This is a genomic window from Streptococcus sp. 79 (assembly GCF_013277425.1).
Classification (GTDB): domain Bacteria; phylum Bacillota; class Bacilli; order Lactobacillales; family Streptococcaceae; genus Streptococcus; species Streptococcus pseudopneumoniae.
This window is the reverse complement of the sequence record NZ_VMMW01000012.1, coordinates 1-18206: the sequence shown is the minus strand read 5'-3', so window position 1 is coordinate 18206 and position 18206 is coordinate 1. Positions and strand designations below refer to the sequence as shown.

Genomic DNA, 18206 nt, shown 5'->3' with positions numbered 1-18206 from the left:
TCTGCTTGGCTGATGGCTCGCTCGGGTTCTTGGGTAAAAGGTTTATTCCCAAAAAACTCCAACCATGGCTTGCGAACCTTGTCTTTGCTGGTTTCTCTGTATTTTTTAGGGCTTATTTGTATTTTTTCAATAGCTCCTCAAACTCAGCGACGGTTATGCCCAACTGCTGGCTAGCAACCTCAGAAGTCAGAAGACCTTGGCGGACTAGATTTACTAAACCTACTTTTAATCCCTGTTCAAGCCCCTCTGCACGACCTCTCTCCAACCCTTTTTCTTCAGCTTGTTCCAAGGCATAGTCCTGTGCTAATAAGGCTTGTTCTTCTCGCATACGTAGTTGACTAAACATCTCCCTGTCCTCCTCGGACCAGCTCTTGTAATCTAGCAGTTGGTCTGCTTGGCTGATGGCTCGCTCAGGTTCTTGGGTAAAGGGTTTATTCCCGAAAAACTCCAACCATGGCTTGCGAACCTCGTCTTTGCTGGTTTCTCTGTATTTTTTTAGTTCCAAGAATGCCATCTTAACCAGATGGTTTTCCTGTCCATTGTTTGTAATTGTTAAAACCTCACCTGTCCTATCCTCTCGCATGCTAAAACTATGAAAAGCCAAGTCATCTGAGAAGTAGTTACTATCCACAATTGCGATAGCGTATACTGGTGAGATGTGTTTATAACTCTGATGAGTATCACCTTCTCGTTGACGAATTTTTTCAAGATTTTGATTGACCTGACTACACAAATAAGCCCACAGGCGATTGATGAAAAAATTCTGATGATGGACTTGAATCTCAATGATTACTTGAGTACCATTATCTAGTTCAGCTAAAACATCTATACTGGTATAGAAATCCTGAGCCGAGTAGGGCAGGGAAGGCAAGACGTGAATGTTACTTCCCTCCAAAATGGTCACATTTTTGGCTGGTAAATCCAGCATATCGCGAATAAATTGACAAGTGATTTCCGGATTGCTAAAAATCTTCTTAGCAACCAAATCATTGGTCGGGCTAATGCCCGGATGACGTACAGTCATATTGCTTCTCCTTTCATTATAGCACATTTTTTAATCTAGATTTGATTATTCTATTTATTTATTCGAAAAAGAGAGGAAAATACAGTCAAGATATGGTCACAAATTTAAAATTTTATAGTGAAATGAAAAAATAAGAACAGGGCAAATCTATCAGGACAGTCAAATCTATTTCTAACAATGTTTTAAAAGTAGAGGTGTACTATTCTAGTTTCAATCTACTATACCATTATTTTCTCCGATTTCTTGATAGTTTATAAAAAAGCAGGCCATTAAAGCCTGCTTTACTATTGATTCTTATATACATTTCCTGTGAACAAGGAAAGGCATTTCTGATAACTTATTCTTCATCCATGCTCAAGACGCTGAGGAAGGCTTCTTGTGGGACTTCAACTGATCCAATAGCTTTCATACGTTTCTTACCAGCTTTTTGTTTTTCAAGGAGTTTACGTTTACGAGAAACATCACCACCATAACATTTAGCAAGTACGTTCTTACGAAGGGCCTTAATATCAGTACGAGCGACAATCTTGTGTCCAATTGCTGCTTGGATTGGAACCTCAAATTGTTGGCGAGGGATGATTTTCTTGAGCTTATCAACGATGAGTTTCCCACGTTCGTAGGCAAAATCCTTGTGAACGATAAAGCTGAGGGCATCCACCTTGTCTCCGTTGAGAAGGATATCCATTTTCACCAGCTTAGATGGGCGATATTCTGACAATTCGTAGTCAAAGCTTGCATAACCACGTGTCGAAGACTTAAGTTTATCAAAGAAGTCAAAGACAATTTCAGCAAGAGGAATTTGATAGATAACATTGACACGGTTATCATCAATATAGTCCATAGTCACAAAGTCCCCACGCTTACGCTGAGCTAGCTCCATTACTGCTCCGACGAACTCCTGTGGTACCATGATTTGCGCCTTGACATAAGGCTCTTCAATGGTCGCAATCTTAGTTGGGTCTGGAAACTCAGATGGGTTAGACACATCCATAGACTCACCGTCGGTCAAATTAACTTTGTAAATAACAGACGGAGCTGTCATGATGAGGTCAATATTGAACTCACGCTCTAAACGTTCCTGGATAACATCCATATGGAGAAGTCCAAGAAATCCACAACGGAAACCAAATCCAAGTGCCTGAGATGTTTCTGGTTCAAACTGAAGACTAGCATCATTCAGTTGCAATTTTTCAAGGGCTTCACGCAGGTCATTGTACTTGTTTGACTCGATAGGATAGAGACCCGCAAAGACCATAGGATTCATCTGCTTGTAGCCATGTAATGGCTCTGTTGCAGGATTGGTTGCCAAGGTAACGGTATCCCCCACACGAGTATCCTGAACCGTCTTGATAGAAGCCGCAATATAACCAACGTCCCCAGTCGCAAGAAAATCACGACCAACTGCTTTGGGTGTAAAAATACCGACTTCGGTCACATCAAAGGTCTTGCCATTGCTCATAAGCTGAATCTTATCGCCAGGTTTAACCACTCCATCCATGACACGCACTTGGAGGATAACCCCACGGTAGGCATCGTAAACTGAGTCAAAAATCAAGGCCTTGAGTGGTGCCGTCACATCACCTGTTGGCGCTGGTACTTTTTCTACGATTTGCTCAAGAATTTCTTCAATCCCAATACCAGCCTTGGCAGAAGCCAAAACTGCTTCACTGGCATCCAAACCAATGACATCTTCAATCTCTGTACGCACGCGCTCCGGATCTGCAGCCGGCAGGTCAATCTTGTTAATGACAGGCATGATTTCCAAATCATTGTCCAAGGCCAGATAAACGTTGGCAAGGGTTTGAGCCTCAATCCCTTGGGCAGCATCGACCACCAAAATCGCCCCCTCACAGGCAGCGAGCGAACGGGAAACTTCATAGGTGAAGTCTACGTGTCCTGGTGTGTCAATCAAGTGAAAAATATAAGTTTCCCCGTCTTTTGCAGTGTAATTGAGCTCGATGGCATTTAACTTAATGGTAATCCCACGTTCCCGTTCTAAATCCATACTATCCAAAAGCTGAGCTTGCATTTCACGACTGGAGACTGTCTCAGTTTTTTCCAAAATGCGGTCTGCTAGAGTTGATTTTCCGTGGTCAATATGGGCGATAATAGAGAAGTTACGGATCTTCTCCTGTCGTTTTTTCAATTCTTCTAAGTTCATGATTCTCTTCCTTTCAGGGTATCTATTTATTATAAATTGTTTTTGACATTTTGACAAGACCATCCCCTGCTAGGAGTACTAATCTTCAGCGACAAAGCCGTCATTTTCGATAAAGTGGTGTTCTGTCATCCCTTGGTCTGTAAAGACAATCCCGTGAAGGACACCACCATAAACAGCTCCTCCATCCATTCCAATCTTACCATTTTCTGTCATCCAAAGCTCAGCTGTACCACGCTCTTGCTGTAACAAGCCATAAACTGGTGTATGACCGAAGACAATGGTTTTTCCAGTATGATTTTCGGCTTCGTGGAATGGTTTTCTAAGCCATACTTTCTTGTAATCTGTGGTTTCATGCCAGTCGTCCAAGGTCAGATCAATACCAGCATGTACAAAGATATACTTGTCTGTCTCTACTACAAATGGCATTTGACGAATGAATTCGACCAAGTCTGCCGCTTCAGTAGCAACCCGCTTGGCATCCTCAATCCCGTCAACTGGGGCATCCAAGGGACGACCTAGGATAGAGTTAATAGTTGTATCACCACCATTACGACGATAGTGGTCATAGCTTTCTTCTGGATCATCTAGCCATGTCAAAAACATATACTCGTGGTTTCCTGACAAACAGATAGCCCCTTGATTATCCACCAAGTCCTTGACCATTTCAAGGACACGGCGACTATCTTCACCACGGTCAATTAAATCCCCTAGAAAGAGCAACTGGGTCTGACCATCCCAGGTTTTGAGAAGGTCTTCCAGCATCCCAGCTTTTCCGTGAACATCTCCAATTACATAATAGTCAGGCATCTTATTTCTCTCTGTTTCTCAACAATTCTCTGGCTTGCGTCAGGGCTGCTTCGGTCACATCATCACCTGCCAACATCTTAGCAACTTCCTCCACTCGCTCTTCAACCGTCAAAAGACGAACAGTCGAAACCGTTGAATGGTCATTGCTGATCTTCTCAATAAAGAATTGATAATCTGCAATCGCAATTACTTGTGGCAAATGGGAAATAGCCAAAACCTGCCCATGTTGGCCAATCTTGTGAATCTTCTGTGCAATAGCTTGAGCTACACGACCTGAAACTCCTGTGTCCACCTCATCAAAGACTATGCTGGTCTTGCCTTCTTTACGTGAAAAGGCAGACTTAATGGCTAGCATGAGACGAGATAATTCCCCTCCAGAAGCAACCTTAACCAAGGGTTTAAAGTCTTCACCAGGGTTGGTTGAAATATAAAACTCAACCATTTCATTGCCCTCACGGCTGAATTTACCCTTGCTAAAACGAACCTGAAACTGGGCTTTTTCCATATAAAGATCTTGCAGTTCTTGTTTAATCTCTGCTTCGAGCTGCTGAGCCAAGTCATGACGAGCAGAGGCAAGTTGACCAGCCGAATCAACAAGATTGACTTCCAATTTCTTAAGCTCTGCTTCCATGTCCTCAGATGAAAGGTTATTGCCTGTCAAGAGATTGTATTCTTCCGTGATCTTGGCAAAATAAAGCAAGACATCGTCTACAGTCCCACCGTACTTACGGGTAATAGTATGAAGGAGATCCAAACGATTCTCAACCTGCATGAGACGATTGCCGTCAAAATCAAGGTCCTCAATAATATCTTCCAAACGTTTGCTAATGTCTTCTAAGACATAGTAGGTCTCAGACAGTGAGCTTGAAATTTCACGGTATTCAGGGTCATACTCTTCGACACTTTCCATGTCATTCATGGCTGAACGAACATTGGCCAGACTTGAAAAGTCTTCATTGTCCAACATACTGTAGGCATTGGTCAGTGTATCCGCAATATTTTTATGATTGAGAAGTTTATCACGCACTTGATTGAGAGACAAGTCTTCTCCAGCCTGCAAGTTTGCTGCCTCAATCTCTGCCATTTGAAATTCCAACATTTCGATACGTGCCTTGTGTTCCTGTTGGTTTTTCTTGACTTCCAGAACCTGCTTACGCATTTTCCGATAGGCATCAAAACTCGTTTGATAGGTTTCTTTTAAGTCCCAAAAGGCTACATCGCCAAATTCATCCAACATCTGGATATGCAGTTGGGGACGCATTAACTCCTCTTGGTCATGTTGACCATGTATATCCACCAGATGTTGCCCAATAGCACGCAAAACAGACAGATTAACCATCTGGCCATTGACACGACTAATACTCCGACCATTTTGCAAGATTTCCCGACGGATGATAATTTCATCACCTAATTCTAAACCTTGCTCATCAAAAATTTCCTGTAAAAGACGACTATTCTCAACTGAGAAAAGCCCCTCAATCTCTGCCTTTGGCGCACCATGACGAATAACATCTGTCGTAGCACGAGCTCCCAACATCATATTCATGGCATCAATGATAATCGACTTCCCTGCACCCGTTTCACCAGTCAGGACTGTCATCCCCTTTTCAAAATGGAGGGAAATAGCCTCAATAATGGCAAAGTTTTTTATCGAAATTTCAAGTAACATATAGACCTACCATTTTTTTACTTGTTCAAAGATTTCCTCAGCTAGACTTTCACTTCTGGCCATGACTAAAATCGAACTATCATCAGCCAAACAGCTGAAAATCTTGTCCGCAAAAGTCTCAATTAACTGAGCTTTTACAAAAGCTGTATTTCCTGGAATAACTTGGAGATTGATCATCTTGTCCATCAATTGAGCCGATTCGATATTATATTCAGCTAGTTGCAAACTTTTTACGATTGATTTTGGCAATTCATAGACATAGGTGTTGTCTCTCAAAGGAATTTTGACAATGCCTAGCTCTTTGATATCACGTGATACTGTCGCCTGAGTGGCAGTGATGCCTGCCTCTTTCAAATGTTCTACAATTTCTTCTTGTGTACCGATTTGATAATCTGTCACAAATCGTCTAATTTTTTCAAGTCTCTCTTTTTTATTCATTTTTAAATTGACTATGCGCCCTTTCTACTATTTCTTCAATCTCAGCAAGAACCTGATTGCTTGCTGACTCTTCTTTTTTCAAATACGCTAAAAACTCGATATTTCCATGTCCACCTTGGATGGGAGAAAAATCCAATCCAAGGACTGAAAAGCCTTCCTCTACTGCCATAGCTGTGACAGATTCAAGGACATGTTGATGAACCTTAGCATCTCGAATAATTCCATTTTTCCCAATCTGCTCTCGACCTGCCTCAAACTGAGGTTTAACCAGAGCCACGACCTGACCTTGATCAGATAACACACAGTACAAGGCTGGCAAAATTAGACTGAGGGAAATGAAACTCACGTCAATGCTGGCAAAACTCGGTTCCTGCTCGAAATCAGTTTTTTCAGCATATCGGAAATTGAACTGCTCCATACTGACAACTCGTGGGTCTTGGCGTAATTTCCAAGACAATTGATTGGTGCCGACATCGACTGCAAAGACAAGTTCAGCACCATTCTGCAACATAACATCGGTAAATCCTCCAGTAGAAGCCCCAATATCAATCGTTGTTGCCCCATCCACTGACAAATCAAAGACCTGCAAGGCCTTTTCCAGTTTCAAGCCACCACGGCTGACATACTTGAGTTTTTCACCCTTAAGTTTTAGCTCGGTGTCGTCTGGGATTTTCTCTCCTGGTTTGTCAAATCGTTCTCCGTTCAGGACTGCAACGACTAGTCCAGCCATGACGCCGCGTTTGGCTTGTTCTCGCGTTTCAAACAAGCCCTGTTTATAAGCTAGTACATCCACTCTTTCCTTAGCCATTGATTCTCAAACTTTCTACTACACTTACAATTGATTCTGTTTCAAAGGGAACCTGCTGGGCAATTTCTTCTAATTTGGCATTAGCTTGATCCAAGGTTTGGTTACAAAAGGCAATAGCCGCTTCCAAGCCCAACAAGGCAGGATAGGTTGACTTTTCAGCATGCAAATCCTTTTGTGGTGTCTTGCCAATTTCTTCAAAACTAGCTGTCACATCCAGTACATCATCTCGAACTTGAAAAGCAAGTCCAATCAATTCACCAACAGTTTTCAGCTTTGCCTGCATTTCAGGAGCCAATTCAGCAATAATAGCAGCCGCTTGGAAGGGATAGGCTAGTAGTTTTCCAGTCTTATTAGCATGAATGGTCTGGAGTTCTTCCAAAGACAAATGCTGGTGTTCGCCTTCCATATCCAAAACCTGGCCTGCTACCATACCCAGACTTCCTGAAGCAAGCGATAAGTTGGCAATCAAGTCTACCTTAATCTGACTTGGCAAATCTGCCTGCGCTATCAAGGCGTAAGGATCTAGGAACAAAGCGTCTCCTGCCAAAATGGCCATAGCTTCACCGAATTTTTTATGGTTTGTCAATCGTCCCCGACGGTAATCATCATCATCCATAGCAGGAAGGTCATCGTGAATCAAACTCCCTGTATGAATCATTTCCAAGGCCGCGGCCACCTGCGCGTGAGCAGGTTTGATCGCAACCTGCAAGTCTTCCAGAACTTCTAACAAGATAAAAGGTCGAATACGCTTGCCACCAGCATGAATAGAATAGAGAACAGACTCTCGCAAACTAGAGGCAAACTGCTGGCCTCCATAAAAATCTTCCAAGGCTGACTCGACAAGAGCTAATTTTTCTTGCTTCTTCATTCAAAATCACTTTCTGTTCCGTCTTCTTGCATGACCTTGACCAAGGTCTTTTCAGCCTTGTCCAGCGTCGCTTGGAGCTCTTTTGACAAGACCATCCCCTTTTGAAAGGCAGCAATCGCATCTTCCAGAGCAATTTCACCATTTTCCAAACTTTGGACAATGGTCTCCAGTTCTGCTAGATTTTCCTCAAATTTCTTTTGTTTTGACATCTTTAACCTCTAATTCTACTCGACCATCTCGCATCAAAAGCGTCACCTGGTCTTTTTTCTTCAAATTTTCAACCGAATCTACAACGTACTCTTCTTTCTTGACAATAGCATAACCACGCGCCACGATTCGACTGGTATCCAACATCAGTAAGGCTTCTGAAAGTCGCTTGACTTCAGCAACCCTGGCATCATAAACCAAAGCCATTTGGCTACGGAGGAGCTTATCCAACTGGCCTAGACGGTCTTGATAGCGTTGGATTTTGGTAACAGGTGATAACTGAACCAGTCTATGCATCCTTGCTTGGACTAATTGCTTGTTATCAGAAATCCGTGTTCGCAAACTTTGTTTCAAACGCAATTGCAGTTGATCCAAGCGTTGCATATAGCCATCATACAAACGTTCTGGTTGTCTAAAGATAACAGACTGACTGCATTTTTTCAAAGCTTCTTGTTTCTTAGATAGGACATTTCGGACTGCCGTTGCCATCCGTTTTTCCTGATTTTGCAAATGAGCTAATAGATCCAACTTGGTCACAGGTGTTGCTAGTTCAGCCGCCGCTGTTGGCGTTGCAGCGCGTCGATCTGCCACAAAATCCGCCAAGGTCACATCCGTCTCATGCCCCACACTAGAAATAACTGGCAAACGAGACTCAAAAATAGCTCGTACCACAATTTCTTCGTTAAAGGCCCAGAGATCCTCTATGGAACCACCACCACGACCAATAATGAGTAAATCCAAATCGTCCCCTTGATTAGCACGCGCAATATTTCTAGCAATTTCCTCGGCAGAGCCTTCACCTTGCACCTTAGTCGGATAAAGTAGGATATCGACACCTGGAAAGCGCCTGCTGACGGTCGTGATAATATCTCGAATAACGGCTCCACTGCGACTGGTTACTACACCAATCCTCTTAGAAAATTGGGGCAACGGTTGCTTGAAGCGTTCTTGAAACAGGCCTTCTTCTGTCAATTTTTTCTTGAGTTGTTCAAACTGAATCGCAAGCGCCCCAACCCCATCAGGCTCAGCCTTTTCAATGATGATGGAGTAGCTACCGCTTGGTTCATAGACCTGTACACGCCCAATCACATTGATCTTCATTCCTTCTTCCAGGTCGAAGCCTAATTTCTGATAAACCCCAGACCAGATGGTCGCTTGAATAACTGCATGGTCATCTTTTAGGGAGAAATATTGGTGAGTAGGTCGTTTACGAAAGTTGGAAACTTGACCAGTTAAATAGACCCGTTCCAAGTATGGGTCTTTATCGAATTTCATTTTCAGATACTTGGTCAAAGTTGTTACCGATAAATACTTTTCCATCTCCACCTACTATTCATTTTCTTGCTCTTTCATGGGTATTATTATACCAAAAATATGCCTAAAAATCTCCATTTATGTACCATTATGAGGGAAAAATAGAAAAAGGAGGCAAGGCCTCCAATTCTGTTTATTTGCTATTTCGAGCTTCTTCCAAAATCTTAGCAATCTTGGTCGTCAACAGGTCGATAGCTACTGTATTGCTGACTCCCTCAGGAATGACGATATCAGCATAACGCTTAGTTGGCTCGATAAACTGATGGTACATGGGTTTAACCACACCTAGATACTGGTCAATAACGCTATCAAGGCTACGGCCACGTTCTTCCATATCGCGCTTGATACGACGAATAATGCGCACATCGTCATCCGTATCCACAAAAATCTTGATATCCATCAAATCGCGCAAACGCTTGTCTTCCAAGACCAAAATCCCCTCAACGATAAAGACATCTTGAGGCTCTTGACGATAGGTCTTGCTGCTCCGTGTATGTTCAGTATAGTCATAAGTCGGAATGTCCACCGGACGCCCTGCCAACAATTCCTTCATCTGCTCAATCATCAAGTCTGTATCAAAGGCAAATGGATGGTCATAGTTGGTTTTGATACGCTCTTCAAAGGTCAAATGAGACTGATCCTTGTAGTATGAATCATGCTCAATCATGGAAATCTTTTCATCAAGAAAATGCGATAAAATGGCTCTTGAAACACTGGTTTTACCACCACCAGAACCACCTGTCACTCCAATAATGATTGGTCTATTTTGCATGCTATCCTCCGTTATTTTATCCGTCGTCTATTCTATCACATTTTTTACAAAATTTATAGTCTCATCAGCAAAAAACACCAGAGTCTTCCCTCTGATGTTCGATAGTTTTAACGAAAGCCCTGTAGGGTTTGAGCAAGCATCTGCAAGAAAGCCAATCTCCCTCTTTCCTGGCTAGGAGCTTTGGCAATCCATAAACCAAAATCAATGACAGACTTAGGTGCCTGGTAATGATGCGTCATGAGGTAAAGCGACAACCCTTGACTCAAATTGGCCATGACCGATTGGTATTTTTCATTTCTGTCTAAATTTTGTATAGCAAGACGAAACAGGTGACTCAACTCACTATTTTCATTTATTTCTTTTTGTTGAAGAAGTTGCTCCACCCTTTCTCGAAACTCATTTTGCATCATGGAATTATCACACCAAATCCTGGTCTAGGTGCCCATGGACCATAATTAATCCAGCCATTGACTATTACACTTCCCGTGTACCCCCAAAACTCTCCAGGATTGATACTGCATTTTGCTCGACCTTTAACGTCTACACAATATACTCCTGGGCCTGAGTTCCCACCAGAACCTGTAATGGACTCTAAATATTTATCTGAAAGAATTTTAAGTTGCTTCATTTCACACCTCTAAATTTCTATATAGATTATTTAAGTATCTACAACTCGCAACAATTGGAATATTATAATTCCCAACCCCATTCTACTATTAGTATGGGGTTTTATCAAGCAATTGTTATCTATCACCCGATTTTTATTCCTAAAGGATCTAGCTAAAAACCTTCCTTGGCTTATAGAGATTGCTCCGTTTTTCTAGAATGGCTAACAATTTATCATCTTCAAAGGCAGCCAGTTCTTTGTCCGTTTGGTCTAGCTCAATAAAACGACCAAAGCGAACTTCTGTAGCTTCTTCTGGACTTAGGAAAACTTTGACAAGATCACCTGTCCCAATCTCTAAAGGATGGAGAAAATCTAATTGCCCAGCCTCTACTTTTTCAGCAATTTCCTCCAAGGTCAGTGCGTCTTCTAATTGTAAGCCAGCAGCACTAGTCCGTGTCAGGTGTGACATATGAGCCGCATAACCAAGCTTTTCACCCAAATCAACTGACAAAGTACGGATGTAAGTCCCTTTACTGCATTTTACACGAAAAGTAAAGCGTGCAAGGTAATCATCATAAGAAATCGGACTTGTTCGATCAAATTGATAAATGGTCACCTGACGTTCTGGACGCTCCACTTCCTGACCAGCACGCGCATACTCATAGAGCTTGCGACCATTAACCTTAACTGCCGAGTACATAGGCGGAATCTGACTAATAGGTCCAGTCAAGCTCGCAATCGCTTCATCAACAATGGTTTCATCTAAAGGTGACAAAACAGGCGTCTCTGCGACAACTTCCCCACTAGCATCCTCGGTCGTCGTTGAATAGCCCAGAGTAATTTCCCCCTCATAGACCTTGCCCTCGTCCTGCATAAACTCGACCATGCGGGTCGCCTTGCCAACCGCAATGGGCAAAACACCCACTACATCTGGATCCAAGGTCCCACCATGACCAATTTTCTTGGTTCCCAAAATCTTACGCAGTTTAAAAACCGCATCATGCGAGGTCATTCCTGCTTCTTTTTTTAAGTTGATAATACCGTTCATTTTTGCTTTCTACTCCCCCTTCAATGCTTCAAATTTCGCTTTCATGGTTGGATTTTTCCGGGTCAATTTTTTAACAGAGACATCTTCCAATTTGTTGTTAGCTAAACGGAGTTGGTTTTCAGATGTGGTCAGGAATTTCTTAACCTCTTCCATGCGTTTGATGGCCTTGTCGATTTCATCAATAGCTTTTCCAAAGTTGGTCGAAGCTGAGTTGTAGTTCTTGGCAAAGGCTAGCTTAAAGGCATCCAAGTCTTCCTCAAAATGTGTAATGTCGATATTTTGCTCGCGAACAAGCGCTAACTCCTGCTTGTATTTTAAAGAATTAAGAGCCGCATTACGTAAGAGCCCAATCAACTGAATAAAGAATTGAGGACGAACCACATACATCTTTTCATACTCGTGACTGACGTCAACAATCCCTGTGTTAAAGTAGTCGTTATCGGTCTCAAGCATGGTCACTAAAACGGCATACTCACAGTTCTTCTCCCGACGGTCCTTGTCCAATTCCTTGTAAAAATCTGCATTCTTGTGCTTCTTCTCTGTTCCATCCGCTTCATTTTTCATCTCAAACATAATGGAAATGATTTCCACTCCATTTTCATCACACTCACGGAAGATAAAGTCTCCCTTAGACCCACGCGCTGAAACCTTGTTATCCTTTTCAAAGTAAGCATTTGGAAAGGCAAAACTGCGTACCTTGTTAAACTCACTCTCTGCATACTGTTCTAGGCTTTCCCCAATCGCTTTTGTAGATTGTTGAGCCTTAAAATTCTTATAAAACTCGACTTGTTCACTAGCTGCTTTAAGCTGGGCTTCATAGTTTTGCTTAACAGAAGCCAAAGACAACTCATTTTCCTTTTCTTGCAAGAGGAGCTGATTTTTGACCTGAACATGTTCTTTTTCTAGGTCAGAAAGGGTCTTTTGCAGTTGATTTTCATGCTCTAAACGCAAGGTAGACAATTGGTTTTCCAAGGCCTGTACTTCCTTATCCTTAGCCAAGAGGGCCTGATGGCTTGTCTCTTCAACTTCTTTCTTGGCCAATTCTTTTTCTGTATCAAAGTTTTGAATTTGACTCTGTAATTGCGCAATTTCTTGATCCTTCTGAGCCAGTTTAGTCTGTTGCTCATTCATAGCCTTTTGCTCAGCCAAGGCCAGTTCTTGCCTCATCCTATCGTGTAGTTCCTTATCAAACTCTGCCGTTCTCACTTGGGACAAAAGTTCAGCATACTGGCTTTCATTTACTGTAAAGACTTCCCCACAGTTGGGACATTTGATTTCGTTCATATCGTTCCTCTTTCTAGACTTCTTTATCCATTATATCATGCCTGAAGGAAAATCAAAAACAGTGAGTCAAAACCCACTGTTTATCTTCTGTTACTTTAAATTTTTTCCAAGGCCAAGCGCAAGTCTCCAATCAAATCTTCTACATTTTCAAGACCGATAGACAAGTGGATTTGGTTTGGTGTGACACCTGCTGCTTCTAGGTCTTTTTCTGACAATTGACCGTAAGTGGTTGTTGCTGGATGGACAACAAGAGACTTGGCATCTGCCACGTTTGCAAGGTCAGAAAAGATTTCTAAATGATCAATGACCTTGCGGGCTTCTGCCTCCCCACCTTTGACATGGAAGGTAAAGATTGAACCCACACCTTTAGGCAAGTATAGTAGATTGAAACTAGAATAGTACACATATACTTCTAAAACATTGTTAGAAATCGATTTGACTGTCCTGATCGATTCGTCCTATTCTTATTTCATTTTACTATATTTTTATGAAAATCTTAAAAAAATCAGTGAAATTCTGGATTTCACTGATTTGTATTAATAAAATTGTTTATATGGTTGATTGAAAGCTGTTAGGATTTCATCAGATGTTTGTGAATAATCTTTTGTTTCTTTCAAATCACCTTTGACAATAATACGTTCTGTAGCAGCAAGGTCTTCACAGGTTACTAATGTGATTTCATTGACCCCTTCTCTATCATCAACTTCATCAACACGATCCGGTGTCACACGTTTGACTTCACGTATTTCATAAGTATAAACTTTATTTTTATCGGTTAGATAAATCTTCATGCCATTTTTAGCATTATCTAAAGGAGAAAATAACATTTTATTAGCATTATCAACACCAAAGATATGGTGACTAGCTAGACTATAATTTCCTTCCCCCATTACTTGCTCGCGTTTCATTGTACCAGCTCCGTAGAAGAGATTAACATTATCAAGTCCTTTAAAAATCGGCAAATTCATTTCCAATTCAGGAATTGCAATTCCCCCAATAACTGGTAATTTTTGAGCATCCCATTGAGAAGTTAGAACAGCTTCCGAAGAGATAGCTTTGACAGAATCAAAGTCAAAATTGCCTTCTGTATCTTGATTTTCTTCTAATTTTTCTTTTGATACCTGGCTAACTTGATACTTATTGGTATTCCAGACTATGAAAATATTTCGAATTTGCGCATTAAAAATCAAAGCCAGTGACAGTAATATCAGAAATCCTGCTAGGATATTTGTCAGCAAATTTTTTCGCTTGTTTTTCTTTTTATTATTTTTTTGAGACATTATGCTTCACCTTCTGTTTCTGTTTCGTTTTCTGTCCCAACTTCTTCTTTTTCTGCCACCGCAACCGTTGTGAAAGTCACTATCTGAGCATCTTGATCCAGGCGCATTACTTTAACTCCCATAGTTGCACGTCCTGTTTGTGAAATATTGGCAAGATTGGTTCGAATCATGACACCTGTATCAGTGATAATCATCAAATCCTCATCCCCTTGAACAGTCATAAGACCGGCCAGCAAGCCATTTTTTTCGGTAATTTTAGCTGTCTGCATTCCCTTACCACCACGACCTTTTGTTGGGTATTCAGTAGCGACTGTACGCTTACCATATCCTTTTTCTGTGATAATAAGAACCTCATCTTGATCAGTAATCAAGCTGGCACCAACAACTGTGTCTCCTTCACGAAGGTTAACACCTTTCACACCAGTGGCGATACGACTCATACCACGAACGGCTGATTGATTAAAGCGAACTGCATAACCAAACTTGGTACCAATGATAATATCCATATCTCCTTCCGCCAACAAGACATTGATTAACTCATCTTCATCCTTTAAATTCAGCGCTTTGAGACCATTTTGACGAATATTGGCAAATTCCTTAACACTGGTTCTCTTCACAATACCGTGACGGGTTGTAAAGAAGAGATAAGCATCATCACTGCGATCAGACTCAACATTGATAACCGTCTGAATATTTTCGTCTTCATCCAATTTCAAGAGATTGACTACTGGTAGCCCTTTGGCAGTCCGACCATACTCAGGAATTTCATAACCTTTCAAACGATAAACTCGTCCTTTATTTGTGAAGAAGAGCAGATGATCATGGGTGCTAGTTGACACTAACTCACGAACAAAGTCATCATCTTTCACTCCTGTTCCTTGGACACCACGACCCCCACGTTTTTGAGCAGTAAATTCAGCTTGGTCCAGACGTTTAATGTATCCTTTGTTAGAAAGGGTAATTAAGACATCCGATTCTTCAATCAAGTCCTCATCCTCGAGACTCAAGACCTGTCCAACCATCAACTCTGTACGGCGTTTATCGGAAAATTTACGTTTAACTTCATCCAATTCGTCTTTGATGATTTGAGAAACACGTTCAGGCTTAGCAAGAATATCCGCTAAGTCCGCAATCAGAGCCAAGAGGTCATCATACTCAGATTGAATCTTATCGCGTTCCAAACCTGTCAAACGACGAAGACGCATGTCTAGGATGGCCTGACTTTGACGTTCAGAAAGCTTAAACTTACTCATCAACTCATCTTGTGCTTCCGCATCCGTTTCACTAGCACGAATGATACGAATCACTTCGTCGATATGGTCTAGCGCAATCAAGAGACCTTCTAAGATATGAGCGCGCGCTTCCGCTTTTTCCTTATCAAAACGTGTACGACGAACAACTACTTCTTTTTGGTGCTCGATATAAGCATCCAAAATCTGACGAAGAGACAAAATTTTCGGTATACCATTTTGGATAGCCAGCATATTGAAACCAAAGTTGGTTTGCATCTGGGTCATCTTGAAAAGATTATTAAGGATAACATTGGCTGACGCATCACGCTTGACTTCAATAACAAATCGAACACCCTCACGGTTTGACTCATCACGTACTGCTGTAATCCCCTCAATGCGTTTTTCCTGAACCAAGCGAACAATATGCTCATGCACCTTGGTTTTGTTGACCATATAAGGAAATTCTGTTACAACAATGCGCTCACGGCCAGTCTTAGTTTCTTCGATTTCGGTACGAGAACGTAGGACAATCGAACCTTTACCCGTTTCATAAGCCTTGTGGATACCTGATTTCCCCATGACAAGAGCACCGGTTGGAAAATCTGGTCCAGGCAAGACTTCCATCAATTCCTTGGTAGTCACTTCAGGATTATTCATGACCAACTTCACTGCATCAATGGTTTCACCTAGATTATGAGGTGGAATATTGGTTGCCATCCCAACCGCAATACCAGTTGCTCCATTAACCAAAAGGTTTGGAAAACGCGCTGGCAAGACCAAGGGTTCCCGTTCGTTGGCATCATAGTTATCAACGAAATCAACTGTATTTTTGTTGATATCACGAAGCATTTCCAGAGCAATCTTGCTCATACGTGCCTCGGTATAACGTTGAGCGGCAGCACTATCTCCATCCATGGAACCAAAATTCCCATGACCATCTACAAGCATGTAACGGTAGCTCCACCATTGAGCCATACGGACCATGGCTTCATAGATAGAGGAATCCCCGTGTGGGTGGTATTTACCCATGACATCCCCTGTAATACGAGCAGATTTTTTATGGGGTTTGTCTGGAGTAACACCCAATTCATTCATTCCGTAGAGAATGCGACGGTGAACAGGTTTTAAGCCATCTCGAACATCAGGAAGAGCTCGCGCTACGATAACACTCATGGCGTAGTCGATAAAGCTAGCCTTCATCTCCTTTGTCAGATTGACATTCACTAAATTTTTATCCTGCATTAATAAATGCCTCATTTCACAATTAGTAAGTAACAACATTATACCATAAATTCCCATCTATTTCAGCCTCTAAACCACTAAAACGTTTACATAGAGAACTATACGGCATATTCGTGACAAAGTTTTTTAAAAGTGATAGAATGAAGTTGTCTAGGGAAAATCCCCTAATAAAATTAAGGAGATGTTTAGAACAATGACTTCAACTAAACAACACAAAAAAGTTATCCTTGTCGGTGATGGTGCTGTAGGTTCATCTTACGCTTTTGCACTGGTTAACCAAGGAATTGCACAAGAGCTTGGAATTATCGAAATTCCACAATTGCATGAAAAAGCTGTTGGTGATGCGCTTGACCTTAGTCACGCCCTTGCCTTCACTTCACCTAAAAAAATCTATGCAGCTCAATACTCTGACTGTGCAGACGCTGACCTTGTTGTGATCACTGCAGGTGCACCTCAAAAACCAGGTGAAACTCGTCTTGACCTTGTAGGTAAAAACCTTGCTATCAACAAATCAATCGTAACTCAAGTTGTTGAATCAGGTTTCAAAGGTATCTTCCTTGTTGCTGCTAACCCAGTTGACGTTTTGACTTACTCAACTTGGAAATTCTCTGGTTTCCCTAAAGAACGCGTTATCGGTTCAGGTACTTCACTTGACTCAGCTCGTTTCCGTCAAGCCCTTGCTGAAAAAATCGGTGTTGACGCTCGTTCAGTTCACGCCTATATCATGGGTGAACACGGTGACTCTGAGTTTGCCGTTTGGTCACATGCTAACGTTGCCGGTGTAAAATTGGAACAATGGTTGCAAGCTAACCGTGACTTGAATGAAGCTGACCTTGTAGAACTCTTCATTTCTGTTCGCGACGCTGCATACTCAATCATTAACAAGAAAGGTGCTACATACTACGGTATCGCTGTAGCCCTCGCTCGTATCACTAAAGCAATCCTTGACGATGAAAACGCAGTACTTCCACTTTCCGTATTCCAAGAAGGTCAATACGGAATTGAGAACGTCTTTATCGGTCAACCAGCTATCGTTGGAGCACACGGTATCGTTCGTCCAGTAAACATTCCATTGAACGATGCAGAAACTCAAAAAATGCAAGCATCTGCTAAAGAATTGCAAGCTATTATTGACGAAGCATGGAAAAATCCAGAATTCTAAGAAGCTTCTAAAAATTAATTTAACTATAGACAACTCCTTGAATCATCAGGGAGTTGTTTTTTTTAGCTGTATGATATAGTCTATTGAAGTTAGAGTAGTACACAACTGCTTCTAAGATCTGGTTAAAAATTGCTTTCTTCAGATTTTATAGTGCATTGAATCTATAACGGTACGCATCTACTACTAAAACATTTCTATAAATCAATTTTCCTTTCCTACTCGATTTGTTCATATCTTATTTCAATCCATTATACATCTTCCCACAGTCATAACCACCCGTGAA

The 18206-nt window shown here is 41.6% G+C and carries 16 protein-coding genes and 1 pseudogene; 1 reads left to right on the top strand and 16 read right to left on the bottom strand.

The features are described from left to right. Positions 1-112: 112 nt before the first annotated feature. The 16 genes and pseudogenes from HT729_RS03080 to gyrA all read right to left on the bottom strand — a co-directional run bounded on the left by HT729_RS03080 (position 113) and on the right by gyrA (position 16761). Positions 113-1024 (bottom strand): Rpn family recombination-promoting nuclease/putative transposase, encoded by a 912-nt coding sequence (locus HT729_RS03080; protein WP_083022231.1) that lies wholly within the window; start codon positions 1022-1024, stop codon positions 113-115. Between the two features lie 337 nt (positions 1025-1361). After that, positions 1362-3185 (bottom strand): translation elongation factor 4, encoded by a 1824-nt coding sequence (lepA, locus tag HT729_RS03075; protein ID WP_001047210.1) that lies wholly within the window; start codon positions 3183-3185, stop codon positions 1362-1364. A gap of 78 nt (positions 3186-3263) precedes the next feature. Next, positions 3264-3992, bottom strand: a complete 729-nt coding sequence (locus tag HT729_RS03070) for a metallophosphoesterase family protein (protein WP_172931648.1) — start codon at positions 3990-3992, stop codon at positions 3264-3266. Position 3993: 1 nt separating this feature from the next. Then, complete coding sequence (gene recN / locus HT729_RS03065) at positions 3994-5661, bottom strand: DNA repair protein RecN (RefSeq protein ID WP_172931647.1); 1668 nt, start codon at positions 5659-5661, stop codon at positions 3994-3996. Between the two features lie 6 nt (positions 5662-5667). Further along, the gene (locus HT729_RS03060; protein WP_001034403.1) at positions 5668-6099 is read right to left on the bottom strand and encodes an arginine repressor; all 432 of its coding nucleotides are present in this window, start codon (positions 6097-6099) and stop codon (positions 5668-5670) included. Then, positions 6092-6907 carry a TlyA family RNA methyltransferase gene (locus HT729_RS03055; protein WP_172931646.1) on the bottom strand — a complete coding sequence of 272 codons (816 nt, stop codon included), beginning with the start codon at positions 6905-6907 and terminating at the stop codon, positions 6092-6094. The genes HT729_RS03060 and HT729_RS03055 overlap by 8 nt, the downstream gene beginning before the upstream one ends. Next, positions 6900-7775, bottom strand: coding sequence for a polyprenyl synthetase family protein (locus HT729_RS03050; RefSeq protein WP_172931645.1), 876 nt, complete (start codon positions 7773-7775; stop codon positions 6900-6902). The genes HT729_RS03055 and HT729_RS03050 overlap by 8 nt, the downstream gene beginning before the upstream one ends. Beyond that, the gene (locus tag HT729_RS03045) at positions 7772-7984 is read right to left on the bottom strand and encodes an exodeoxyribonuclease VII small subunit (protein ID WP_000043226.1); all 213 of its coding nucleotides are present in this window, start codon (positions 7982-7984) and stop codon (positions 7772-7774) included. The genes HT729_RS03050 and HT729_RS03045 overlap by 4 nt, the downstream gene beginning before the upstream one ends. Continuing rightward, a complete protein-coding gene (xseA, locus tag HT729_RS03040) occupies positions 7962-9302 on the bottom strand; it encodes an exodeoxyribonuclease VII large subunit (RefSeq protein WP_172931644.1) in 1341 nt (446 codons plus the stop codon). The genes HT729_RS03045 and xseA overlap by 23 nt, the downstream gene beginning before the upstream one ends. Positions 9303-9429: 127 nt before the next feature. Next, positions 9430-10068 carry a uridine kinase gene (gene udk / locus HT729_RS03035; RefSeq protein WP_001181364.1) on the bottom strand — a complete coding sequence of 213 codons (639 nt, stop codon included), beginning with the start codon at positions 10066-10068 and terminating at the stop codon, positions 9430-9432. Positions 10069-10175: 107 nt separating this feature from the next. Beyond that, on the bottom strand, positions 10176-10478 hold the full coding sequence (locus HT729_RS03030; RefSeq protein WP_000983427.1) for a bacteriocin immunity protein: 303 nt from the start codon (positions 10476-10478) through the stop codon (positions 10176-10178). Positions 10479-10844: 366 nt separating this feature from the next. Then, entirely contained in the window at positions 10845-11723 is an 879-nt protein-coding gene (truB, locus tag HT729_RS03025) for a tRNA pseudouridine(55) synthase TruB (protein ID WP_172931643.1), read from the bottom strand. A 9-nt stretch (positions 11724-11732) separates the two neighbouring features. After that, positions 11733-13007: a DUF2130 domain-containing protein gene (locus HT729_RS03020; RefSeq protein WP_172931642.1), complete on the bottom strand. Its 1275-nt coding sequence runs from the start codon at positions 13005-13007 to the stop codon at positions 11733-11735. A 95-nt stretch (positions 13008-13102) separates the two neighbouring features. Then, a pseudogene (locus HT729_RS03015) lies at positions 13103-13384 on the bottom strand (PLP-dependent transferase); the annotation flags it as partial. 159 nt (positions 13385-13543) lie between these two features. Beyond that, a complete protein-coding gene (gene srtA / locus HT729_RS03010; RefSeq protein ID WP_050223094.1) occupies positions 13544-14287 on the bottom strand; it encodes a sortase SrtA in 744 nt (247 codons plus the stop codon). Continuing rightward, positions 14287-16761, bottom strand: coding sequence for a DNA gyrase subunit A (gene gyrA, locus HT729_RS03005; protein ID WP_172931641.1), 2475 nt, complete (start codon positions 16759-16761; stop codon positions 14287-14289). Before gyrA ends, srtA begins: the two co-directional genes overlap by 1 nt. 193 nt (positions 16762-16954) lie before the next feature. Here gyrA and HT729_RS03000 point away from each other — a divergent pair, with 193 nt between their 5' ends. After that, complete coding sequence (locus HT729_RS03000; protein ID WP_000204723.1) at positions 16955-17923, top strand: L-lactate dehydrogenase; 969 nt, start codon at positions 16955-16957, stop codon at positions 17921-17923. Positions 17924-18206 lie beyond the last annotated feature (283 nt).